General features: G+C 71.9%; 17 protein-coding genes. 15 read left to right on the top strand and 2 right to left on the bottom strand.

The window, feature by feature from the left end:
- The 5 genes from priA (at nt 1) to scpB (ending at nt 4,072) form a co-directional block, all read left to right on the top strand.
- Nucleotides 1-747 (top strand): bifunctional 1-(5-phosphoribosyl)-5-((5-phosphoribosylamino)methylideneamino)imidazole-4-carboxamide isomerase/phosphoribosylanthranilate isomerase PriA, encoded by a 747-nt coding sequence (gene priA, locus ACO0E1_RS02755; RefSeq protein ID WP_422872793.1) that lies wholly within the window; start codon nt 1-3, stop codon nt 745-747.
- A gap of 4 nt (nt 748-751) precedes the next feature.
- Nucleotides 752-1,564 carry an SseB family protein gene (locus ACO0E1_RS02750; RefSeq protein ID WP_422872792.1) on the top strand — a complete coding sequence of 271 codons (813 nt, stop codon included), beginning with the start codon at nt 752-754 and terminating at the stop codon, nt 1,562-1,564.
- A gap of 76 nt (nt 1,565-1,640) precedes the next feature.
- Nucleotides 1,641-2,540, top strand: coding sequence for a ParA family protein (locus ACO0E1_RS02745; protein ID WP_422872791.1), 900 nt, complete (start codon nt 1,641-1,643; stop codon nt 2,538-2,540).
- Nucleotides 2,524-3,348 carry a segregation and condensation protein A gene (locus tag ACO0E1_RS02740; protein ID WP_422872790.1) on the top strand — a complete coding sequence of 275 codons (825 nt, stop codon included), beginning with the start codon at nt 2,524-2,526 and terminating at the stop codon, nt 3,346-3,348. The genes ACO0E1_RS02745 and ACO0E1_RS02740 overlap by 17 nt, the downstream gene beginning before the upstream one ends.
- The gene (gene scpB, locus ACO0E1_RS02735) at nt 3,338-4,072 is read left to right on the top strand and encodes an SMC-Scp complex subunit ScpB (protein ID WP_422872789.1); all 735 of its coding nucleotides are present in this window, start codon (nt 3,338-3,340) and stop codon (nt 4,070-4,072) included. The genes ACO0E1_RS02740 and scpB overlap by 11 nt, the downstream gene beginning before the upstream one ends.
- Here scpB and ACO0E1_RS02730 read toward each other — a convergent pair.
- Nucleotides 3,999-5,207 carry a hypothetical protein gene (locus tag ACO0E1_RS02730; RefSeq protein ID WP_422872788.1) on the bottom strand — a complete coding sequence of 403 codons (1,209 nt, stop codon included), beginning with the start codon at nt 5,205-5,207 and terminating at the stop codon, nt 3,999-4,001. The two genes, scpB and ACO0E1_RS02730, sit on opposite strands and share 74 nt — an antisense overlap.
- Before the next feature lie 165 nt (nt 5,208-5,372).
- On the opposite strand from ACO0E1_RS02730, the gene ACO0E1_RS02725 reads away from it, so the two are divergent.
- On the top strand, nt 5,373-6,146 hold the full coding sequence (locus ACO0E1_RS02725; RefSeq protein WP_422873114.1) for a pseudouridine synthase: 774 nt from the start codon (nt 5,373-5,375) through the stop codon (nt 6,144-6,146).
- A 10-nt stretch (nt 6,147-6,156) separates the two neighbouring features.
- Here the strand turns inward: ACO0E1_RS02725 and ACO0E1_RS02720 are convergent, their stop codons facing one another.
- Nucleotides 6,157-7,416 (bottom strand): FAD-dependent oxidoreductase, encoded by a 1,260-nt coding sequence (locus ACO0E1_RS02720; protein ID WP_422872787.1) that lies wholly within the window; start codon nt 7,414-7,416, stop codon nt 6,157-6,159.
- Between the two features lie 87 nt (nt 7,417-7,503).
- Between ACO0E1_RS02720 and ACO0E1_RS02715 the strand changes: the two genes are divergently transcribed.
- From ACO0E1_RS02715 to ACO0E1_RS02675, 9 genes are all read left to right on the top strand, one after another.
- Nucleotides 7,504-8,109, top strand: a complete 606-nt coding sequence (locus ACO0E1_RS02715; RefSeq protein ID WP_422872786.1) for a TetR/AcrR family transcriptional regulator — start codon at nt 7,504-7,506, stop codon at nt 8,107-8,109.
- Nucleotides 8,106-9,227, top strand: coding sequence for a prephenate dehydrogenase (locus tag ACO0E1_RS02710; protein ID WP_422872785.1), 1,122 nt, complete (start codon nt 8,106-8,108; stop codon nt 9,225-9,227). Before ACO0E1_RS02715 ends, ACO0E1_RS02710 begins: the two co-directional genes overlap by 4 nt.
- A 152-nt stretch (nt 9,228-9,379) precedes the next feature.
- Nucleotides 9,380-10,075: a (d)CMP kinase gene (gene cmk / locus ACO0E1_RS02705; RefSeq protein WP_422873113.1), complete on the top strand. Its 696-nt coding sequence runs from the start codon at nt 9,380-9,382 to the stop codon at nt 10,073-10,075.
- An 81-nt stretch (nt 10,076-10,156) separates the two neighbouring features.
- Nucleotides 10,157-11,683 carry a ribosome biogenesis GTPase Der gene (der, locus tag ACO0E1_RS02700; RefSeq protein ID WP_281267471.1) on the top strand — a complete coding sequence of 509 codons (1,527 nt, stop codon included), beginning with the start codon at nt 10,157-10,159 and terminating at the stop codon, nt 11,681-11,683.
- A gap of 40 nt (nt 11,684-11,723) precedes the next feature.
- A complete protein-coding gene (locus ACO0E1_RS02695; protein ID WP_422872784.1) occupies nt 11,724-12,269 on the top strand; it encodes a hypothetical protein in 546 nt (181 codons plus the stop codon).
- A 120-nt stretch (nt 12,270-12,389) separates the two neighbouring features.
- The gene (locus ACO0E1_RS02690; RefSeq protein ID WP_422872783.1) at nt 12,390-12,914 is read left to right on the top strand and encodes a hypothetical protein; all 525 of its coding nucleotides are present in this window, start codon (nt 12,390-12,392) and stop codon (nt 12,912-12,914) included.
- Between the two features lie 9 nt (nt 12,915-12,923).
- Entirely contained in the window at nt 12,924-13,250 is a 327-nt protein-coding gene (locus ACO0E1_RS02685) for a hypothetical protein (protein ID WP_422872782.1), read from the top strand.
- 65 nt (nt 13,251-13,315) lie between these two features.
- Nucleotides 13,316-14,191: an oxidoreductase gene (locus tag ACO0E1_RS02680; RefSeq protein ID WP_422872781.1), complete on the top strand. Its 876-nt coding sequence runs from the start codon at nt 13,316-13,318 to the stop codon at nt 14,189-14,191.
- Nucleotides 14,192-14,275: 84 nt separating this feature from the next.
- Complete coding sequence (locus ACO0E1_RS02675) at nt 14,276-18,808, top strand: FtsK/SpoIIIE domain-containing protein (RefSeq protein ID WP_422872780.1); 4,533 nt, start codon at nt 14,276-14,278, stop codon at nt 18,806-18,808.

Genomic DNA, 18,808 nt, shown 5'->3' with positions numbered 1-18,808 from the left:
ATGACCGACCTGACCTCGACCCCGCCCCTCGTCCTGCTGCCCGCCGTCGACGTCGTCGACGGCCAGGCGGTCCGCCTGACCCAGGGCGAAGTCGGCAGTGAGACTGCGTACGGCGACCCGGTGACCGCTGCCCGGACCTGGCGCGACCAGGGTGCCGAGTGGATCCACCTCGTCGACCTGGACGCGGCGTTCGGTCGCGGCGACAACCGCAAGGTGATCGCGCACGCGATCAAGGAGGTCCACGGCGTCTCGGTCGAGCTCTCCGGTGGCATCCGCGACGACGCGTCGCTCGAAGCCGCGCTCGCGACCGGCGCCGCACGCGTCAACCTCGGGACCGCTGCGCTCGAGAACCCCGCGTGGGCCGCGCGGGTGATCGGGGAGTACGGCGAGCAGATCGCGGTCGGGCTCGACGTCCGCGGCACCACCCTGGCCAGCCGCGGCTGGACCGAGGACGCCGGGGACCTGTGGGAGGTCCTCGACCGGCTCGAGGACGCCGGGTGCGCCCGCTACGTCGTGACGGACGTCACGAAGGACGGCACGCTGCAGGGGCCGAACGTCGAGCTGCTGCGCCAGGTCTGCGACCGCACCGACCAGCCCGTCGTGGCGTCCGGCGGCATCTCGACGCTCGACGACCTCGTCGCGCTGCGGGAGCTCGTGCCACACGGGCTCGAGGGCGCGATCATCGGCAAGGCCCTGTACTCCGGCGCGTTCACGCTGCCGGCCGCGCTCGACATCGCGTCGGAGTAGTCGGATGGCGGGCATCTCGAACGGGCGCGGCGGCGGACCGGAGGACGGAGCGACGCCCCACGACCACGCGGCGGACTCCGCCGGGTTCCCGTGGGCCGGACGGACGTTCGACAGCCACGACGACGCGTTCGCCGACGACGACGGGCTCGCCGACCCGGCCGTGCTCGCCGCGATCGCCGCGCTGCCCGCTGGTGCATCACAGGCCGACGTCGTCTCGGCGCTGCGGGCGGCTCGCCTGCTGATCCCGCTCGTCGCCGAGGCCGGCGAGGTCGGGGAGACCCCGGACGGCCGGCTCGTCGACAAGACGCAGGAGCTCTCGATCGTCACCGTCGCCGGCCCGGACGGCCGGACCGTCATGCCCGCGTTCACCTCGGTGGCGGCGATGCAGGCCTGGGATGCCACGGCACGGCCGATCCCGGTCGAGTCCCGCCGGGTCGCGATGGCCGCCGCGAGCGAGGACACCCAGCTCGTGGTGCTCGATCCGACGTCAGCGAGCGAGTTCGTCCTCCGTCGGCCTGCGGTCTGGGCGATCGGGCAGGACCTGCCGTGGACGCCGTGCTTCGAGGACCCGGGCGTCGCGGCCGCCTTCGCCGCCTCGGTGGACGGCGAGCGCAGCGTCGCCCGCATCGAGCTCGAGCCGGGCGACCCGCTCGGCCGCTTCGCCGGCCCGGAGCTGACCGTGGGGCTGGCGCTGCACCCTGGGCTCGACCGCACGCAGGTCGGCGAGCTCGTCGGGCGCCTGCAGCAGCGGTGGGCGGGCGATCCCGTCATCGCGGAGCGGGTCGACAGCATGCGGGTCGCGTTGCGGGTGGCCTGAGCGGTCCGGCTCGGAGGCTCGACCCGCCCTGGATGCGCACGTCGCGTCGACGGCGGTGCGGCCCGGCTCCGACCGGATGCGCTTGTACGATGGCCCGGTGAGCACCAACCCGACGACACAGCCCGGCACCGGCGAGACCACGTACGGTCCGACCGGCCGGCCCGTTCGGGAGTTCCCCGTCCCGGAGGAACTCGACGGTCACGGGCCCGCACGCATCATCGCCCTCTGCAACCAGAAGGGCGGCGTCGGCAAGACCACGACGTCGATCAACCTCGGTGCCGCGCTGGCGGAATACGGCCGCAAGGTCCTCGCCGTCGACTTCGACCCGCAGGGCGCCCTGTCCGCCGGGCTCGGTGTCCGCACGCACGACATCCCCACCGTGTACGACCTGCTGATGGGCTCCATCAAGGACCCGAACCAGGTCATCCAGCCGACGAACACGCCGTACCTCGACGTCATCCCCGCGAACATCGACCTGTCCGCGGCCGAGGTCCACCTCGTCAACGAGGTCGCCCGGGAGCAGATCCTGGCGAGCGTCCTGCGCAAGGTCGCGGGGGACTACGACGTCATCCTCGTCGACTGCCAGCCCTCGCTCGGCCTGCTCACGGTCAACGCCCTCACCGCCGCGCACGGCGTGCTGATCCCGCTGGAGTGCGAGTTCTTCGCCCTCCGTGGTGTCGCGCTGCTCATCGAGACGATCGACAAGGTGCGCGACCGGTTGAACCCGGCCCTGAAGCTCGACGGCATCCTCGCCACCATGTACGACTCGCGCACCCTGCACTCGCGCGAGGTCATGGAACGCGTCGTCGACACCTTCGACGAGAGCGTGCTCGACACCGTGATCGGCCGTACCGTGAAGTTCCCGGACGCCACGGTGTCGGCCCGCCCGATCACCCAGACCGCTCCGGACCACGCTGCGGCGCACGCCTACCGGCAGCTCGCACGAGAGCTCGTCCAGCGTGGCGCCGTCGCCTGACGCCACCGACGGGTCGGGCTTCCGCGTCCGACTGCGGAACTTCGACGGTCCGTTCGACCTGCTGCTGTCGCTCATCACGAAGCACGAGATGGACATCACCGAGGTGTCCCTCGGCGCGGTCACGGGGGAGTTCATCACCTACGTCCGACTGGCGGAGTCGGCGGACGAGCTCGACGAGGCGAGCGAGTTCCTCGTCGTCGCCGCGACCCTGCTCGACCTGAAGATCGCCGGGCTCCTGCCCCAGGGTGAACTCGTCGACGCCGAGGACGTCGCACTCCTCGAAGCGCGTGACCTCCTCTTCGCTCGACTGCTGCAGTACCGGGCGTTCAAACAGGCCGCCGACTGGTTCGGTGCGCGCTGGAACACCGAGTCACGCCGGCACGTCCGGAGCGTCCGGCTCGAGGAACGGTTCCGCGCCCGCACGCCGGAGCTCGTGTGGACGCTGTCGGTGCAGGACTTCGCCGCACTCGCAGCGCTCGCCTTCGCGCCACGGGAGATCCCGACCGTCGGCCTCGACCACCTGCACGCCCCGCTGGTCAGCATCCGGGAGCAGGCAGCCGTCGTCGTCTCGATCCTCCGCACGCGCGCCGAGTCGGGCGATCCGGACGTCTCGTTCCGGGAACTGGTCGCCGGCGTCGACATGACGGGTATCGTGGTGGCTCGTTTCCTCGCGATCCTCGAGCTCTACCGGAACGCGTCGATCACCTTCGAACAGGACGAACCGCTCGGGGAGCTCACCCTGCGGTGGACCGCGGAGCACTGGACCGACGAGAGCCTCGCCAATCTTGGAGCCGACTATGACGGATGACGTCCACGACGTCTCGAGTGCCGAACCCGGCGGTGCGGACGAGATCGCCGACGCCCGGGCGATCGAGCAGTCGATCCGTTCCGGTGCCGCCGGTGCGCCCGAGGCTGCCGCTGCTTCCCCTGCTTCCCCTGCTTCCCTTGCTCCGCGGAGCGACGCCCCGGTCGACCGGCAGCTCGAGGCGATCCTGATGATCGCGGACGAACCACAGTCTCTCGTCTCCCTCGGTGCGGCCGTCGGTGCGCCCGTCCCCGTCGTCCGCCAGGCCATCGAACGCCTCGTCGCGGACTTCGACGGCGTCGACGGCACCGTCCGCCGTGGGTTCGAACTGCGCGAGGTCGGTGGAGGATGGCGCTTCTACGTCCGATCCGACCTCGACGCCGTCGTCGAGCAGTTCGTCGAGGCCGAGCGCCCCTCGCGGTTGTCGCAGGCCGCGCTCGAGACCCTGGCCGTCGTCGCCTACAAGCAACCGATCACCCGCTCCCAGATCGCGTCGATCCGGGCCGTCAACGTCGACGGGGTCGTCAGAACGCTGGTGGCGCGCGGGCTCATCGAGGAGTCGTTCACCGACTCCGAGACCGGTGCCATCAACTACGTCACGTCCGGGTTGCTCCTGCAGCAGCTCGGCATCAACTCGCTCGATGAACTCCCGCTCATCTCGCCCCTCCTGGAGGACGGCGCCGACGGCTTCGAGCAGAACGAAGGGATCCCCGATGGCCGCGTATGAGGACGGACGACACGGCGGCGCCGGTCGCGGGGGTGCGGGTCGCGGAGACGCCGGCCGCTCCGGCGGCGGCCGCACTGGAGGCTCGGGTCGCCCGGGCGGGTCGGGTCGCGACGGGGACCGGTACTCCGGTCGTCCTGGTGGTGCGGACCGCGGGTACGGCGACCGTTCCGGTGGTCGCGCGGGTGCGCCGGGCCAGCGGGACGACCGTGGGTACGGCCGCCGGGACGACGACCGCGGAGCGCCCCGCCGCGATGACCGTGGCGCTGGGAGTGGTGGGTACGGCCGTCGTGACGACGACCGTGGCTACCGTCCGCGTCAGGATGACCGTGGTGCGCCCCGTCGGGACGACCGCGGGGCGCCGCGTCGCGATGACCGTGGTGCCGGGAGCGGTGGGTACGGCCGCCGTGACGACGACCGTGGGTACCGTCCGCGTCAGGACGACCGCGGTGGTCCCCGTCGGGACGATCGTGGCGCTGCGAGCGGTGGGTACGGCCGTCGTGACGACGACCGTGGGTACCGTCCGCGTCAGGATGACCGTGGGGCGCCCCGTCGGGACGACCGGGGTGGTCCGCGCCGGGGTGACAGTGCTGGTCCGCGCCGCGATGACCGTGGCGCTGGGAGCGGTGGCTACGGCCGTCGTGACGATGACCGTGGGTACCGTCCGCGTCAGGACGACCGCGGTGGTCCCCGTCGGGACGACCGTGGTGGGCCGCGCCGCGATGACCGTGGCGCCGGTGACCGTGCGTACGCTCGCCGTGACGACGACCGTGGGTACCGTCCGCGTCAGGACGACCGTGGCGGACCCGGTCGTGACGACCGCGGCGCCGCCCGCCGTGACGACCGCGGGTACGGCCGTCGAGACGACCGACCCCAGGGCGCTCGTGACGACCGACCCCAGGGCGCTCGTGACGACCGACCCCAGGGCGCTCGTGACGATCGACCCCAGGGCGGTCGTGACGATCGTGGGTACGGCCGCCGCGACGACGACCGCCGCGGCGCGCCGACCGGGGACCGTCGGACGGATCGCCCCCGGTGGAGCAACGCCGACCGCGATCAGCGCGATCAGCGCAACCGCCGGGACGACCGCGGCCGCGACCGCCGCGAGGACGACGGGCAGGCCAGCCGTGTCTGGCACAACGGTCGGCGTTACGTCGGCGGGACCGCGACCGTCCGGAACCGTGCGACGACTCCGCGACCGGAGGGGGAGCGCGACGCCGCAGGGACCCCGGTGGAGGGCACCCCGGAACGCCCGATCATCCCCGAGTGGGACGCAGCGGACGGTGCGGCGACGCCGGCCGACCTGCAGCCGGACGGTGAGCGCCTCCAGAAGGTCATCGCTGCCGCCGGTGTCGCGTCGCGACGCGTCGCCGAGAACCTGATCGCCGAGGGCCGTGTCACCGTGAACGGTGCGGTCGTCGAGGCCCTCGGGCGTCGGGTCGACCCGGAGACCGACGCGATCGCGGTCGACGGCGTGCCCGTGCAGGTCGACACCTCGCGCCGCTACGTCCTGCTGAACAAGCCGACGGGCGTCATGTCGAGCATGCTCGACGAACGCGGCCGTGCCGACCTGTCGCAGTTCGTGGACAAGTTCGAGGAGCGCCTCTTCAACGTCGGGCGGCTCGATGCCGAGACGTCGGGCCTGCTGCTGCTCACGAACGACGGTGCACTCGCCCACGTGCTCGCGCACCCGTCGTTCGGCGTCACCAAGACCTACATCGCGAAGGTCGCCGGCAACGTCAACCCCGCCACGGTCCAGCTGCTGCTCGACGGCATCGACCTGGAGGACGGCCCGATCGCGGCCGACAAGGTCCGCCTGCTCGAATCGTCGCGCGGCGAGTCCCTGGTCGAGGTGACACTGCACTCGGGCCGAAACCGCATCGTCCGCCGCATGTTCGATGCCGTCGGTCACCCGGTCAACGAGCTCGTCCGTCGGTCGTTCGGGCCGCTGCACCTCGGGAGCCTGCCGAGTGGCCGGACCCGTGAGCTGAGCAACGTCGAGCTCGGCAAGTTGCTCGGCATCGCACGCGGTGCGAGTGCGCCGACGGGGCCGGACTCCGCGGAGACCAGCGACTGATCGCCGAGGCTCAGGAACGCTGCGCCGCACGGTATGCCTCGGCTCCCGTGCGCCAGCGTTCCGCCTCGACGTCGAAGTCCGGCACGTCGTCGAGATCAGGGCCGCCGGCGGCGAAGTGCTCGACGATCGCCTCGTTCGCACTCCGACCGATCGATGCGCCACGGTCGATCACGACGCGCTCGGCGGAACGGATCGCCCGGTCCACGTCAGTGCCGTCCCGGAGCGCACCGACGATCGCCCGAGCCAGTTCGGCGCCGTCGAGCAGTGCGAGGTTGACCCCGTTGCCCCCGAACGGCGACATGACGTGGGCGGCGTCCCCGAGCAGGGTCAGTCCAGCCACGTGGTCCCACTCCGTCGGCGTCGGGAGCGCCATGATCGGGCGGTTCGCGAGCGTGCCCTCGCTGTCGGCGACCACGCGGAGCAGCTCGGGGGCGAAGTCCCGGAACCGCACCAGCAGCTCGTCCCGCACCCGCTCGGTGTCGGTCGACTGCGTGGCGTTCGCGTCGAGCGCCGGGCTCTCGGCCAGCACCCCGCCGCGCCCGTCGGCCGTGCCGAGGCCGGCAGCGGCGAGCCAGTCGAGGTCCACGCGCATCCCCAGGTAGCCCCGGACGACGTCGTCGCTGTTGCGCTGCAGGACCATCGTCCGACCGTCGCCGTTCGCCCACAGGTGGCCGTCACCGACGAGTCGGGCGATCTCCGGGTGTGCCGCGGAGACCGCCGTGAAGAGCACCTCGACGAAGCTGACGCCGGTGTAGTGGGGGAGCGTGTCCGTCAGTGCTGCACGGACCCGTGACCACGCGCCGTCGGCACCGATGACGATGTCCGCGCGTTCGACGGCATCGTCGGCGAAGACGAGCTCGTGCTGGGCGCCCGGCACGACCTCGGTCAGCTTCCGCCCCCACCGGATGGTCCCCGGCACGAGCGACCCGGCGAGCATCGAACGGAGCTGGGCACGGTCGATCTCCGGCGCAGCGAACTCGTCCGGCGACGCGACGTGCTCCATCAGCACCGTGCCGTCCGGGGCGACCATGCGCTTCGACTGTCCCTCCGGCCGGGCGAGGGCGGCGAACTCGTCGACGAGCCCGGCGTCCTCGATCGCGATCTGACCGCTGTCGGCGTGCAGGTCGAGCGTGCCGCCCTGGTTCCTGGACGCGAGCGAGGCGTCGGCGTCGTACACGGTGACCCCCAGCCCTGCGAGCTGCAGCACCCGGGCGCAGAGCAGTCCACCCGGCCCGGCTCCGATGATCGCGATGCTCGGTTGGTCGTGCATGGTCCGTCCTTCCATCATTGCCGAACGATCGTTCGGTCAGCACGACGATAGCCACCGAACGATCGTTCGGCAAGTAGGATGGCGACCATGAGCAACGCGCCCTCGACCCGCCGCCCCGGCAGCGAGACCCGCGCGGAGATCCTCCGCGTCGCGCTGGAGCTCTTCACCAGCCGCGGGTACGAGGGCACCTCCATCCGGGACATCGCCGAGGCGCTCGGCGTCACGAAGTCGTCGCTCTACTACCACTTCGCCAGCAAGGAAGCGATCATCCGTGCGCTGCTGGACGATCGCCGCGGTGAGCTCGACGCCCTGCTCGCCTGGATCGACGAGCAGCCGCCGGGCCCGGACCTGCTGCGCCGGACCGCCCTGCGCTGGGTGGACTCGACCTCGCCCGGCCGGATCCGCGGGATGCGGTTCGCGCACGCCAACCGTCCGATGATGCAGAAGTTCGCGGACGAGGGCGGCGACATACGTTCGTGGTTCGACGAGGTCGTCGATCGGCTCGTCCCGGCGGACGCACCCTGGACCGAGCGGCTCCGCGCGCGCATGGCCTTCGACACCGTGAGTGCGGCCCTGTTCGCCGCACTGGGCACCCGCGCGTCGGAGGAAGAGGTCCTCGCGACCGCCCGTGCCGCGACCATCGCACTCACCGATCCGGAACGACCGGGACCGGTCGGTAGGCTTGCCCGGTGACCCAGACGCCCCCCGGCACGACTCCGGAGCCCGACCGCCGGCTCCGCGGACCCGTGCGCGTGGTCGGCGCCGGCCTGCTCGGCGCGTCGATCGGCCTCGGCCTCCGGCAGAAGGGCGTCGAGGTGATCCTCGACGACGTCTCGCCCGCAGCGCTCGCGCTCGCCGTGGACTACGGCGCAGGCCGTCGTCCGGCCGACGGCGACGCTCCCGAGCTCGTCGTCGTCGCGGTCCCGCCGGACGTCACCGCGCAGGTCGTCGAGCGGGAGCTCACCGCCTACCCCGACGCGGTCGTCACCGACGTGGCGAGCGTGAAGTCGGTGCCGCTCGAGCGTCTCCGTGCCGCCGGCGCCGACGTCACGCGGTACGTCGGGTCGCACCCGATGGCCGGACGCGAGCGCAGCGGCCCGACCGCGGCGCGCGCGGACCTGTTCATCGGTCGCCCGTGGGTGATCGCCGGCCACGACGACATCACGCACCGCCGGGCGGCCGTGGTCGAAGCCCTCGCCCTCGACCTCGAGGCGACGGTCGTCCCGATGGAGCCCGAACCGCACGACCAGGCCGTGGCGATCATGTCGCACGTCCCGCAACTCGTCTCGACACTGATGGCCTCCCGGCTCCGCAGCGCTCCCGAGTCGGCGCTCGGACTGGCCGGCGGCGGTGTCCGCGACGTCACGCGGGTCGCCGCGAGCGATCCAGGGCTCTGGGTCCAGATCATCGGGGCGAACGCCGCGCACATCCGGCCGGTCCTGAGCGACCTCCGCGACGAGCTGTCGAAGGTCATCGACGCCCTCGCCGACCCGGAGGCACCCGGGGCGCCGCGGACGATCGCCGAGACCATGGCGTCCGGGAACCGCGGCGTCGAGCGACTCCCGGGCAAGCACGGCACCACGAAGCGCTTCGCCCAGGTCGTCGTCCTGGTGGACGACCGACCCGGGCAGATCGCCGAGCTCCTCACGACCATCGGCGAGATCGGCATCAACCTCGAGGACATGCGCCTCGAGCACTCACCCGGAGCGCAGATCGGCATCGTCGAGGTGTCGGTCGTGCCCGAGCAGGAACAGCGACTCGTCGACGAACTCGAGAGCCGCGGATGGAGGATCGCAGCAGCATGGGCCTGAACGACCAGAACGACTCCGGCGTGACCGGTGGGCCGGACGGCCCCGACACCGGGCTCCCCACGCCCGTCGACCAGCCCGGCCCGGTGACCGGTGGCGCCATCGGCGGCGCCGACGGCCAGGGCAGCGGCGAACCGGGCCTGACCCGCGACCCGATGCCGGCCGGCCTCGCGGACGGCGCGTACGTCGCGAAGTTCGTGATCGCGGTGGACGGTCCGGCTGGCAGCGGCAAGTCCAGCGTCTCCCGGGCAGCCGCTCGGGCCCTCGGGTTCGGCTACCAGGACACCGGCGCCGCCTACCGCGCGCTGGCGTGGCACGCACTCCAGCAGCAGGTCGACCTCGACGACGCCGCGGCGATCCTGGCGAGCTGGGACACGTTCGACTACGAGATCGGCACCGACCCGGACGCGTACTTCGTCCGCGTGGCCGGAACCGACGTGACCGATGCGATCCGGAGCCCGGAGGTGACGGCGGCGGTGGCGCACATCGCGAAGCTCCCCGACGTCCGGAAGCGCCTCGTGCAGCTGTTCCGGAACGTGATGCGCAAGACCGATGCGAAGGGGATCATCACCGAGGGCCGGGACATCACGACGGTCGTCGCGCCCGACGCCGACGTGCGGATCCTCCTGACCGCCGACGAGCAGGTTAGAATGGCCCGACGCTCGGCGGAGGTCACGACCCAGTCGGCCGCCGAGACCTCGGCTGCACTCGCCCGACGTGACGCAGCCGATGCGAAGGTCGTCGACTTCATGAACGCCGCGGACGGCGTGACGACGCTCGACTCCACCGATCTCGACTTCGACCAGACCGTGCAGGCGGTCGTCGACCTGGCCCGCGCGGCCGGACACTGACACCGGCCCGACGGGCCCGGAGACACCGGCCCGACGGGCCCGAACACACGCGGCCGACCGGCCGCCGGCAAGGAACCCACCATGGCGCAGCTGGACAACGGACCAGAGCACGACGACTTCCCGGAGTACGACGACGCCCTCGGCGAGCGTCTCGCGGGCCTCGACGAGTCGGAAGCGGAGCAGCGGGCGACCGCACTCCGCGCCGGCCTCGAGGACTACGACCTCGACGAGGAAGACGTCGCGCTCCTCGACTCCGCGCAGTTCGGTGAGGACGGCGTCGCGTACCTGCCGGCACTCCCGGTCCTCGCGATCGTCGGTCGTCCGAACGTCGGCAAGTCCGCGCTCGTGAACCGCATCATCGGTCGCCGCGAAGCCGTCGTGCAGGACGTCCCCGGCGTCACGCGCGACCGGGTGAGCTACAAGGCCGAGTGGAACGACAAGCGCTTCACCCTGGTGGACACCGGCGGGTGGGAGCCCGACGCGAAGGGCATCAACGCCTCGGTCGCGCTCCAGGCAGAGGTCGCGATCGACCTCGCCGACGCCGTGCTGTTCGTCGTCGACGTCACGGTCGGCATCACCGCGACCGACGAGCACGTCGTGAAGATGCTGCGCGGTACCGACAAGCCGGTGATCGTCGTGGCGAACAAGTCCGACGACGACCGCCGCGACCTCGACGCCTACGAGCTCTGGAACCTCGGGCTCGGCGAGCCGCACCCGGTCTCCGCGCTCCACGGCCGTGGTGTCGCCGACCTCCTCGACCTCATCATCACGACCCTCCCGGACGTCTCCGCGGTCGCGAAGCAGGAGATCGGCGGCCCGCGTCGCGTGGCGATCCTCGGACGCCCGAACGTCGGCAAGAGCTCGCTGCTCAACAAGGCGGCCGGTGAAGAGCGCGTCGTCGTGAACGAGCTCGCCGGCACCACCCGCGACCCCGTGGACGAGCAGGTCGAGCTCGGCGGCCGTGTCTGGCGCTTCGTCGACACCGCCGGCATCCGCAAGCGCGTGCACCTCCAGCAGGGCGCCGACTTCTACGCCTCGCTCCGCACGACGGCCGCGCTCGAGAAGGCCGAGGTCGCCGTGGTCGTCCTCGACGTCACCGAGCCGGTGTCCGTGCAGGACCTCCGCATCATCGACCTCGTGCTCGAGTCCGGTCGCGCACTGGTCCTCGCGTACAACAAGTGGGACCTGCTCGACGACGAGCGCCGTCGCTACCTCGAGCGTGAGATCGAACAGGACCTCGCGCACGTGGCGTGGGCGCCGCGCGTGAACATCTCGGCCCGGACCGGCCGACACCTCGAGAAGCTCGTCCCGGCCCTCGAGACCGCGCTCGAATCGTGGGACACCCGTATCCCGACGGGCAAGGTCAACGCCTTCATCGCCGAGCTCGTGCAGGAGCACCCGCACCCGGTCCGTGGCGGGCGCCAGCCGCGCATCCTCTTCGGCACTCAGGCCGCGAGCCAGCCGCCGACGTTCGTGCTCTTCACGACCCAGTTCCTCGACCCGCAGTACCGCCGGTTCATCACCAGGCGTCTGCGCGAGGTCTGGGGCTTCGCTGGCACGCCGATCACCGTGAACATGCGCGTCCGCGAGCGCCGGAAGCGCACCTGACCCCTCCCCGGAACGACGTGCACGGGCGTACGCTCCGTGCATGTCACCCGGGCACGGGCCCACACCGAACGGCTGGGCAGCGATCGGAGCGGCGGGCGTCGTCGTCGCCGCAGCCGTGTACTTCTGGCTGCTCGCTCCTGCCCCGACGGCGCACACGGCCGTCGAGCGTGCACCGACGAACGCCGTCGCGACCATGCCGCCACAGCCGGAGCCCTGGTACCGCACCGGGTTGCCGGTGGACGGTGACATCATCCCGATCGGCGTCAACACCACGGGCCACGTCACGGTGACGAGGTCGGGCGATCGTGCGCTGCGGGTCACGATCACGGACTTCCGGACCGACCTCGCGACGGCGGACGTCCGGGTGCAGCTGACGGGCGGCGACGTGGTGGGCACCGGGCAGGAGGCTCGGTGGGTCCCGGACGGCGACCCCGTCGAGGTCGGCACGATCGCGCACGGCGCGACGTCCACGGTCATCGACGTGCGCGTCCCGCAGATCCTGCCGCCCCAGGTGCACTCGCTCGTGATCCTCGACTGGAACACGACCACCATCCTGGGTGGTGCCGAATTGCTGCCGGCCGGCTGACGCCGTGGACCCGGCCACCGGGTCGCGCGGGGTGCGCGCCGGTCGCGATCCGAGCCTCCCGGCTGACCGGACGGGAGGCTCGTGGCACGTGATCCGCGCCGGATACGGCACCATGGACGGGTGACGCAGCAATCCATCGCGGACCGGGCCGACCGGCTGTGGTGCCGACTCCGGCTCGACCGCCTGGCCGGCGGCCGACAGGCCGACTACGTGATCCGTGAGGACATGCTGGCGCACCCCGCGACCGTGCGGTCGTTCCGGCGGATCCGCTGGTTGCTCGTCGCCGAGACCGTGGTGGGTCTCGCCGCGATCGTCGTGGCGATCCTGCTGACGCGAGCGGGCGAGACGATCCCGTGGGCCGTGTGGTTCCGGGCGACGGTCGTGCTCCTCATCACGCTGACGCTGTACGTGTTCGCCTGGCGTGCGCAGCTCGGCTACTACTGGGCGTACCAGCGGCTGCGGTTGTTCAGCAGGATCTTCCCGATCGTGACGCTCATCATCGCGGCGATCCCCGGGCTCTACCCGTTCTGGATGGTGATCGAGCAGATCGTCTTCTCGGTGCTCATGATCGGCATCGGCGACGTGCTCACGTCCGACCACATGCGTTCCGCCTTCCCGAAGCCCGCGAAGCGCGAGGCTCCGTAGGATCGCGTCATGACGATGTTCGGCGGCGTGCGGTTCGACCCGGAGGACCTGCCCCGGTTCGCCGGTGACCTGTTCGACCACGTGGCTGCGGGCGGAACGGCCCCTGACGTGGACGGTGTCCCGTTCGCCGAGGCGGTCGGGGTCCTCGCCGGGTCCGGTGGCGGTGCGGTCGACACCGACGTGTTCGACGCGGCGGAGCTGCTCGGGTACGTGCTCGCCGTGGTCCACGCGGAGACGTCGTTGCCCGACGCCGTGCTCGTGGAGCCGGTGGACGCCCGCGAGCGACGGTCCCGTGTGGAGGAAGCGGTCCGCCGGATCGTCGGGTACCGCTCCTAGGACTGCCGGTCCCAGGGACCGACGGGGCCTGTCACCGATCCCGGTCCGGGAGGATCGTGGACGACATGACGAACACGACGCTCCCCGGTGGTACCTACCGTCTCGCCGACGACCTCGAACTCACCCGTGTCGGGTACGGCGCGATGCAGCTGGCCGGACCGGGGGCGTTCGGCCCGCCCGCCGACCACGACGAGGCGATCCGCGTGCTCCGCGAGGTCGTCGACCTCGGCATCACGCACATCGACACCTCGGACTACTACGGCCCGTTCGTGACGAACGGCCTCATCCGCGAGGCGCTCGCGCCCTACCCGGACGACCTGCGCATCGTGACGAAGGTCGGCGCTCGACGCGACGAGCAGGGCGGCTGGCCCGAGGCGCGGGAGCCGCACGAGCTCGTCGAGCAGGTGCACGACAACCTCCGGAACCTCGGCGTCGAGCGACTCGACGTGGTGAACCTGCGCATGGGCGGCATGGAAGGAGCGGTCCCCGGTTCGATCGCTCGCCAGTTCGAGGCGCTCGCGGGCCTCCAGCAGCAGGGGCTCATCAACCACCTGGGGCTCTCGACGGTGAACGCCGACCAGCTCGCGGAGGCGCAGGCCATCGCACCGGTCGTGTGCGTGCAGAACCTGTACAACGTCGCGCACCGCGAGGACGACCCCCTCGTCGACCTCACCGCTGCGCAGGGGATCGCCTTCGTGCCCTACTTCCCGCTCGGCGGCTTCTCGCCGATCCAGTCCGAGGCGCTCGATGCGGTCGCTGCCCGGCTCGAGGTGTCGCGCCTGACCGTCGCGCTGTCGTGGCTGCTGCAGCGGTCGCCGAACATGCTCCTGATCCCGGGGACGTCGTCGGTCGCGCACCTGCGCGACAACGTCGCGTCGGCGGGCTTCGCGCTGCCGGCCGACGCGGTGGCGGAGCTCGATGCGATCGGCACCGCCGTTTAGACGCGGCGCTCGTCGCGCGCGGCACCGCCGCGGAGACGCGGCGCTCGTCGCGCTCGCTCCCTAAGATGGTCGCGGGGGTGACGTGTGAAACTCAAGATGACCATCGGCGGCACGGCAGAGGGCGATCGCGACGTCGTCGTGACGGCGGACGTGACCGCGACGATCGGGAGCCTCGCGAACCGGTTGGCGACCGGTAGCCCGGCCGGGGTGCACCCGCTCACGCTGCGGGTGCAGTTCCCGGACCGGCCGCAGGCGCGGCTGCTCAACCCGTCGGCGACGGTGCACGAGTCCTCGCTGCGGTCCGGCTGCCGGGTGGAGGTCGTGCCGGTCACCGAGCGGCGGCGTGGGGACGACGTGGAGGACGCGCCTGCCGCCGTCGTGCAGGTGCTCGCCGGTCCGGAGGCCGGGCACGAGTACACGCTCTCGCGCGGCGTGAACCTCATCGGACGCGACGCGATGGCGCAGGTGTACCTCGCCGGGGACGACGAGGTCTCCCGCCGACACGCCTCGGTCACGGTCGGCGAGACGATCGAGGTCGTCGACCTCAACTCCGCGAACGGCGTCTCCGTCGACGGACGGCTCGTCGCACGGGCCTTCGTCGAGCCGTCGTCCGAGGTGCAGGTGGGGGAGTCCCGGCTCCGCATCGTGCCGCTCGCGTCCAGCGGTCTCCCGACGCTCCCGGGTGCCGCCGAGACGCCGTCGGAGTTCTCGCGGTCTCCGCGGGTGGACCCCGCGTACCGGGGTCGGTCGTTCACGCTGCCGGAGATCCCCGTCCCCGGCGAGAAGCCACGGCTCCCGATCATCGCGATCATCGCCCCGATCGTGCTCGGTGCCGTGCTGTTCCTCGTCACGAAGCAGCCGTACACGCTCATCTTCATCGCGCTGTCCCCGGTGATCATGATCGGGACGTGGATCGACCAGCGTGTGCAGGTCAAGCGGCGGAAGCGCGACGAACGGCAACGTTTCGAGGAATCGCTCGCGGACGTCCGCACGCGCCTGGCGGCGGAGCGGGTGCGCGAGATCGACGCCCGGGTCGCCGAGTCGCCGGCACCCGCCGTGGTGACGGCGGCGATGCGGACGCGGTCCGAACTGCTCTGGACGCGCAAGCCCGAGCACACCACCTTCCTCGAGGTCCGGTTCGGCGCAGGGACGCAGCCGTCGCGCGCGTCGATCACGCTGCCGTCGAAGAACACCGGCAGCGTCGACGACTGGAACCGCGCAGAAGCACTCGCCGACGAGTACGCCACCGTCGGCCCCGTCCCGGTGATCGAGACGTTCGAACGTGCCGGTGCGATCGGCGTCGCCGGGACCGGGCTCGCCGCCGACGACGTCGCCCGTTCGCTCGTCGTGCAGCTCGTCGGCCTGCACAGCCCGGCCGACCTCGTCGTCACGGCCTTCGCCGGCGGCACCACGACGGAGCAGTGGGGGTGGTTGAAGTGGCTGCCGCACGTGGACTCCGCGTACAGCCCGCTCCGGTCCGGCGGGCTGGTCAGCGACTTCGCGGGCGCGTCGACGCTGCTCGCGGAACTCGAGGGGCTCGTCGCCACCCGCCGTGACGCCGGCGCGGGCCGCGGCGAGCAGGTGCGGTCCCGTCTGGACGAGGGACATGCGCTCGACGAGGAGCACGGCGAGTCCGTCGACCGGCTGCCGGCGACCCCCGCGGTGCTCATCATCGTCACCGCGGAGGCCCCAGCGGACCGCGCTCGACTGGTGGCGCTCGCCGAGGAGGGCGCGGACTTCGGCGTCTTCGTGCTGTGGCTCGCCTCGACGCAGCAGGCGCTGCCGGTGGTGTGCCGGACGTACATCTCCCTCGACCGCTCCACCGGCACGGCGACCGTCGGGTTCGTGCGGTCCGGCCAGGCGGTCGTGCTCGAGGAACTCGACCGTGTCGACGTGATCGAGGCCGCGACCGTCGCCCGGGCCATCGCACCCGTCCAGGACACCGGCGCCCGCGTGCTCGACGAGACCGACCTGCCGCACAGCGTCGCGTTCGTCGACCTGTACGAGGGCGACCTCGCCGGGGAACCGCTGGCCGTCGTCAGCCGCTGGGCGAAGAACGACAGCATCACCGCGGACTGGGTGCCTGGCGCCGGTCGCGAAGCCGGCGGGATCCGGGCGGTCATCGGGCAGGGGCCGAGCGAGCCGCTCGCGCTCGACCTCAGGACCCAGGGTCCGCACGCCCTCGTCGGCGGGACCACGGGTTCCGGCAAGAGCGAGTTCCTGCAGACGTGGATCATGGGGATCGCGGCCGAGTACGCCCCGGACCGCGTGACGTTCCTGCTCGTCGACTACAAGGGCGGTGCGGCGTTCGCCGAGTGCGTCGGGCTGCCGCACACCGTCGGACTCGTCACCGACCTCAACCCGCACCTGGTCCGCCGCGCGCTGACGTCGTTGCGTGCGGAGCTGCGGTACCGCGAGCACCTCCTCAACGAGCGGGGCGCGAAGGACCTCGTCACGCTCGAGCAGCGCGGCGATCCGGCAGCGCCGCCGTCGCTCGTGATCGTCATCGACGAGTTCGCCGCCCTCGCCTCCGAGATCCCCGAGTTCATCGACGGGGTCATCGACGTCGCACAGCGTGGTCGTTCGCTGGGGCTCCACCTCGTGATGGCGACGCAGCGGCCGAGCGGGGTCATCAAGGACTCCCTGCGCGCGAACACGAACCTCCGCATCGCCCTGCGCGTCGCCGACGAGGTGGACAGCGCCGACGTCCTCGGCGTACCCGACGCCGCATGGTTCGATCCGGGCACCCCCGGGCGCGCTGCGGCGAAGACCGGACCCGGGCGCGTCCTGGACTTCCAGACGGCGTACCTCGGCGGACGGTCGGACGACGTCGTGCACGAGCCCGACATCGACGTGCAGGACTTCCCGTTCGGGCCGGGCACGATGTGGCCGAGTGCCGCACGGGCGCCGCGGGACACCGCTCGCGCGAAGGACATCGAACGGCTCGCGGGCACCATCGCGGCCGCGGCGGACCGACGCTCGCTCGCGATCCCGCGGAAGCCGTGGCTCGACCAGCTCGGCGAGACCGTCGACCTCGGCACGGTCGGGCGATCCGACGGAGCGTCCCTCGTCATCGGCACGCTCGACGTCCCGGAACACCAGCAGCAGACCGCCTACGCCGTCGACCTCGACGTCGTCGGCAACGTCGCCGTCCTCGGGACCGGTGGCTCCGGCAAGTCCACGGTGCTCCGCGCGGTCGCCATCGCCGCGTCCTCCGTGGCCGGCGAGCACCCCGTGCAGGTCTACGGACTCGACTTCGGCGGCGGCGGGCTCTCGATGCTCGACGCGCTGCCCACCGTCGGGTCCGTGATCAGCGGGCCGGACGACGAACGCATCACGCGCCTCCTGGCCGATCTGGAGGCGACCATCTCGGACCGTTCGCAGCGGTTCGCGGCGGCCCGAGCCTCCTCCCTGACCGAGTACCGGGCCGTCACCGGCGAGGCGGAGCCGCGCATCCTGGTGCTCGTCGACGGGATGGGCGCGTTCCGGAACGAGTACGAGTTCCGACCGGGCACGCTGCAGCTGTTCGACCAGGTGCTCGCGATCGCCTCCACCGGGCGGGCGCTCGGCGTGCACCTCGTGATGTCGGCCGACCGTGTCGGGGCCTTGCCGACGAACCTGCAGGCGAACATCGGCGAACGGATCGTGCTGCGGCTCGCGAGCGACATCGAGTACAACGCGGCCGACGTCGCCGCGGACGTGCTCGAGGACGCCGTCCCCGGGCGTGGACTCGTGGGATCGCACGAGGTGCAGATCGCCGTCCCGGCGGGGAGTGCCGACCTCGTCGTGCAGGCCGGCGCGGTGGAGGCGCTCGCCGTCTCGCTCGTCGGGCAGGGTGTGGCCGCGACGCCGTCCATCCGTCGTCTGCCGGCGACCGTCGACGTCTCGGCGCTGCCGGCTTCCGTCGGCGGGCGGCCGACGATCGGGCTGGCCGACGACACGTTGGCCGCCGTCGGCATCCCGATCGATGGTCTCTTCGTCGTCACCGGGCCGTTCGGGTCCGGTCGGAGCACGACGATGCGGACGCTCATCGGGTCCGTCACGGCGACGTACCCGGACCGTCCGGCGTACCTGGTCGTCGGCCGACGGAGCGCGCTCCGGGACGCCGCGGACTGGGCTGCGGTCGCGAGCGACTCCGACTCGGCCGACGCTCTCGCCGGCCAGCTGGCGTCGTCGCTGGAAGCCGGGGGGACGATCGACCCGTCGCCGTTCATCGTGATCGAGAACGTCGGTGACTTCGAGGGGCTGCCAGCCGAGTCGCAGGTTGCGCGGTTGATCAAGGCCGCTCGGCGCGCAGGGGTGTTCGTCCTCGCCGAGGCCGACACCGTCACCGCGCCGAGCGCCTGGCAGCTGTTCGGGGAGCTCAAGACGGCCCGCGCGGGAATCGCCCTGCAGCCGGAGGAGACCGATGGGCTGACGCTGTTCCGGACCGCGTTCCCACGCTGTACGCGGTCGGACTTCCCGCTCGGACGGGGGTTCATGGTCGACTCCGGGCGGGTCACCCGCGTGCAGGTCGCGCTCCCTCTTTCCCATCGCATGGGTGAGGAATTCTTCTCCTCTGGTAGCGTGCCAGATGTCGTCGGAGGGGCTGGCGACGAGAACCGAACAAGGGGATGA

The sequence above is a fragment of the Curtobacterium guangdongense genome (genome assembly GCF_049341845.1).
GTDB classification, from domain to species: domain Bacteria; phylum Actinomycetota; class Actinomycetes; order Actinomycetales; family Microbacteriaceae; genus Curtobacterium; species Curtobacterium guangdongense.
This window is presented reverse-complemented; position numbering and strand designations above follow the sequence as displayed.

Excerpts from the sequence above, each read along its gene's own strand:
- priA (WP_422872793.1), top strand. The coding sequence starts at position 1 with ATGACCGACCTGACCTCGACCCCGCCCCTCGTCCTGCTGCCCGCCGTC.
- ACO0E1_RS02750 (WP_422872792.1), top strand. The coding sequence starts at position 752 with ATGGCGGGCATCTCGAACGGGCGCGGCGGCGGACCGGAGGACGGAGCG.
- ACO0E1_RS02745 (WP_422872791.1), top strand. The coding sequence starts at position 1,641 with ATGCGCTTGTACGATGGCCCGGTGAGCACCAACCCGACGACACAGCCC.
- scpB (WP_422872789.1), top strand. The coding sequence starts at position 3,338 with ATGACGGATGACGTCCACGACGTCTCGAGTGCCGAACCCGGCGGTGCG.
- ACO0E1_RS02720 (WP_422872787.1), bottom strand. The coding sequence starts at position 7,416 with ATGCACGACCAACCGAGCATCGCGATCATCGGAGCCGGGCCGGGTGGA.
- ACO0E1_RS02715 (WP_422872786.1), top strand. The coding sequence starts at position 7,504 with ATGAGCAACGCGCCCTCGACCCGCCGCCCCGGCAGCGAGACCCGCGCG.
- cmk (WP_422873113.1), top strand. The coding sequence starts at position 9,380 with ATGCCGGCCGGCCTCGCGGACGGCGCGTACGTCGCGAAGTTCGTGATC.
- der (WP_281267471.1), top strand. The coding sequence starts at position 10,157 with ATGGCGCAGCTGGACAACGGACCAGAGCACGACGACTTCCCGGAGTAC.
- ACO0E1_RS02695 (WP_422872784.1), top strand. The coding sequence starts at position 11,724 with ATGTCACCCGGGCACGGGCCCACACCGAACGGCTGGGCAGCGATCGGA.
- ACO0E1_RS02685 (WP_422872782.1), top strand. The coding sequence starts at position 12,924 with ATGACGATGTTCGGCGGCGTGCGGTTCGACCCGGAGGACCTGCCCCGG.
- ACO0E1_RS02680 (WP_422872781.1), top strand. The coding sequence starts at position 13,316 with ATGACGAACACGACGCTCCCCGGTGGTACCTACCGTCTCGCCGACGAC.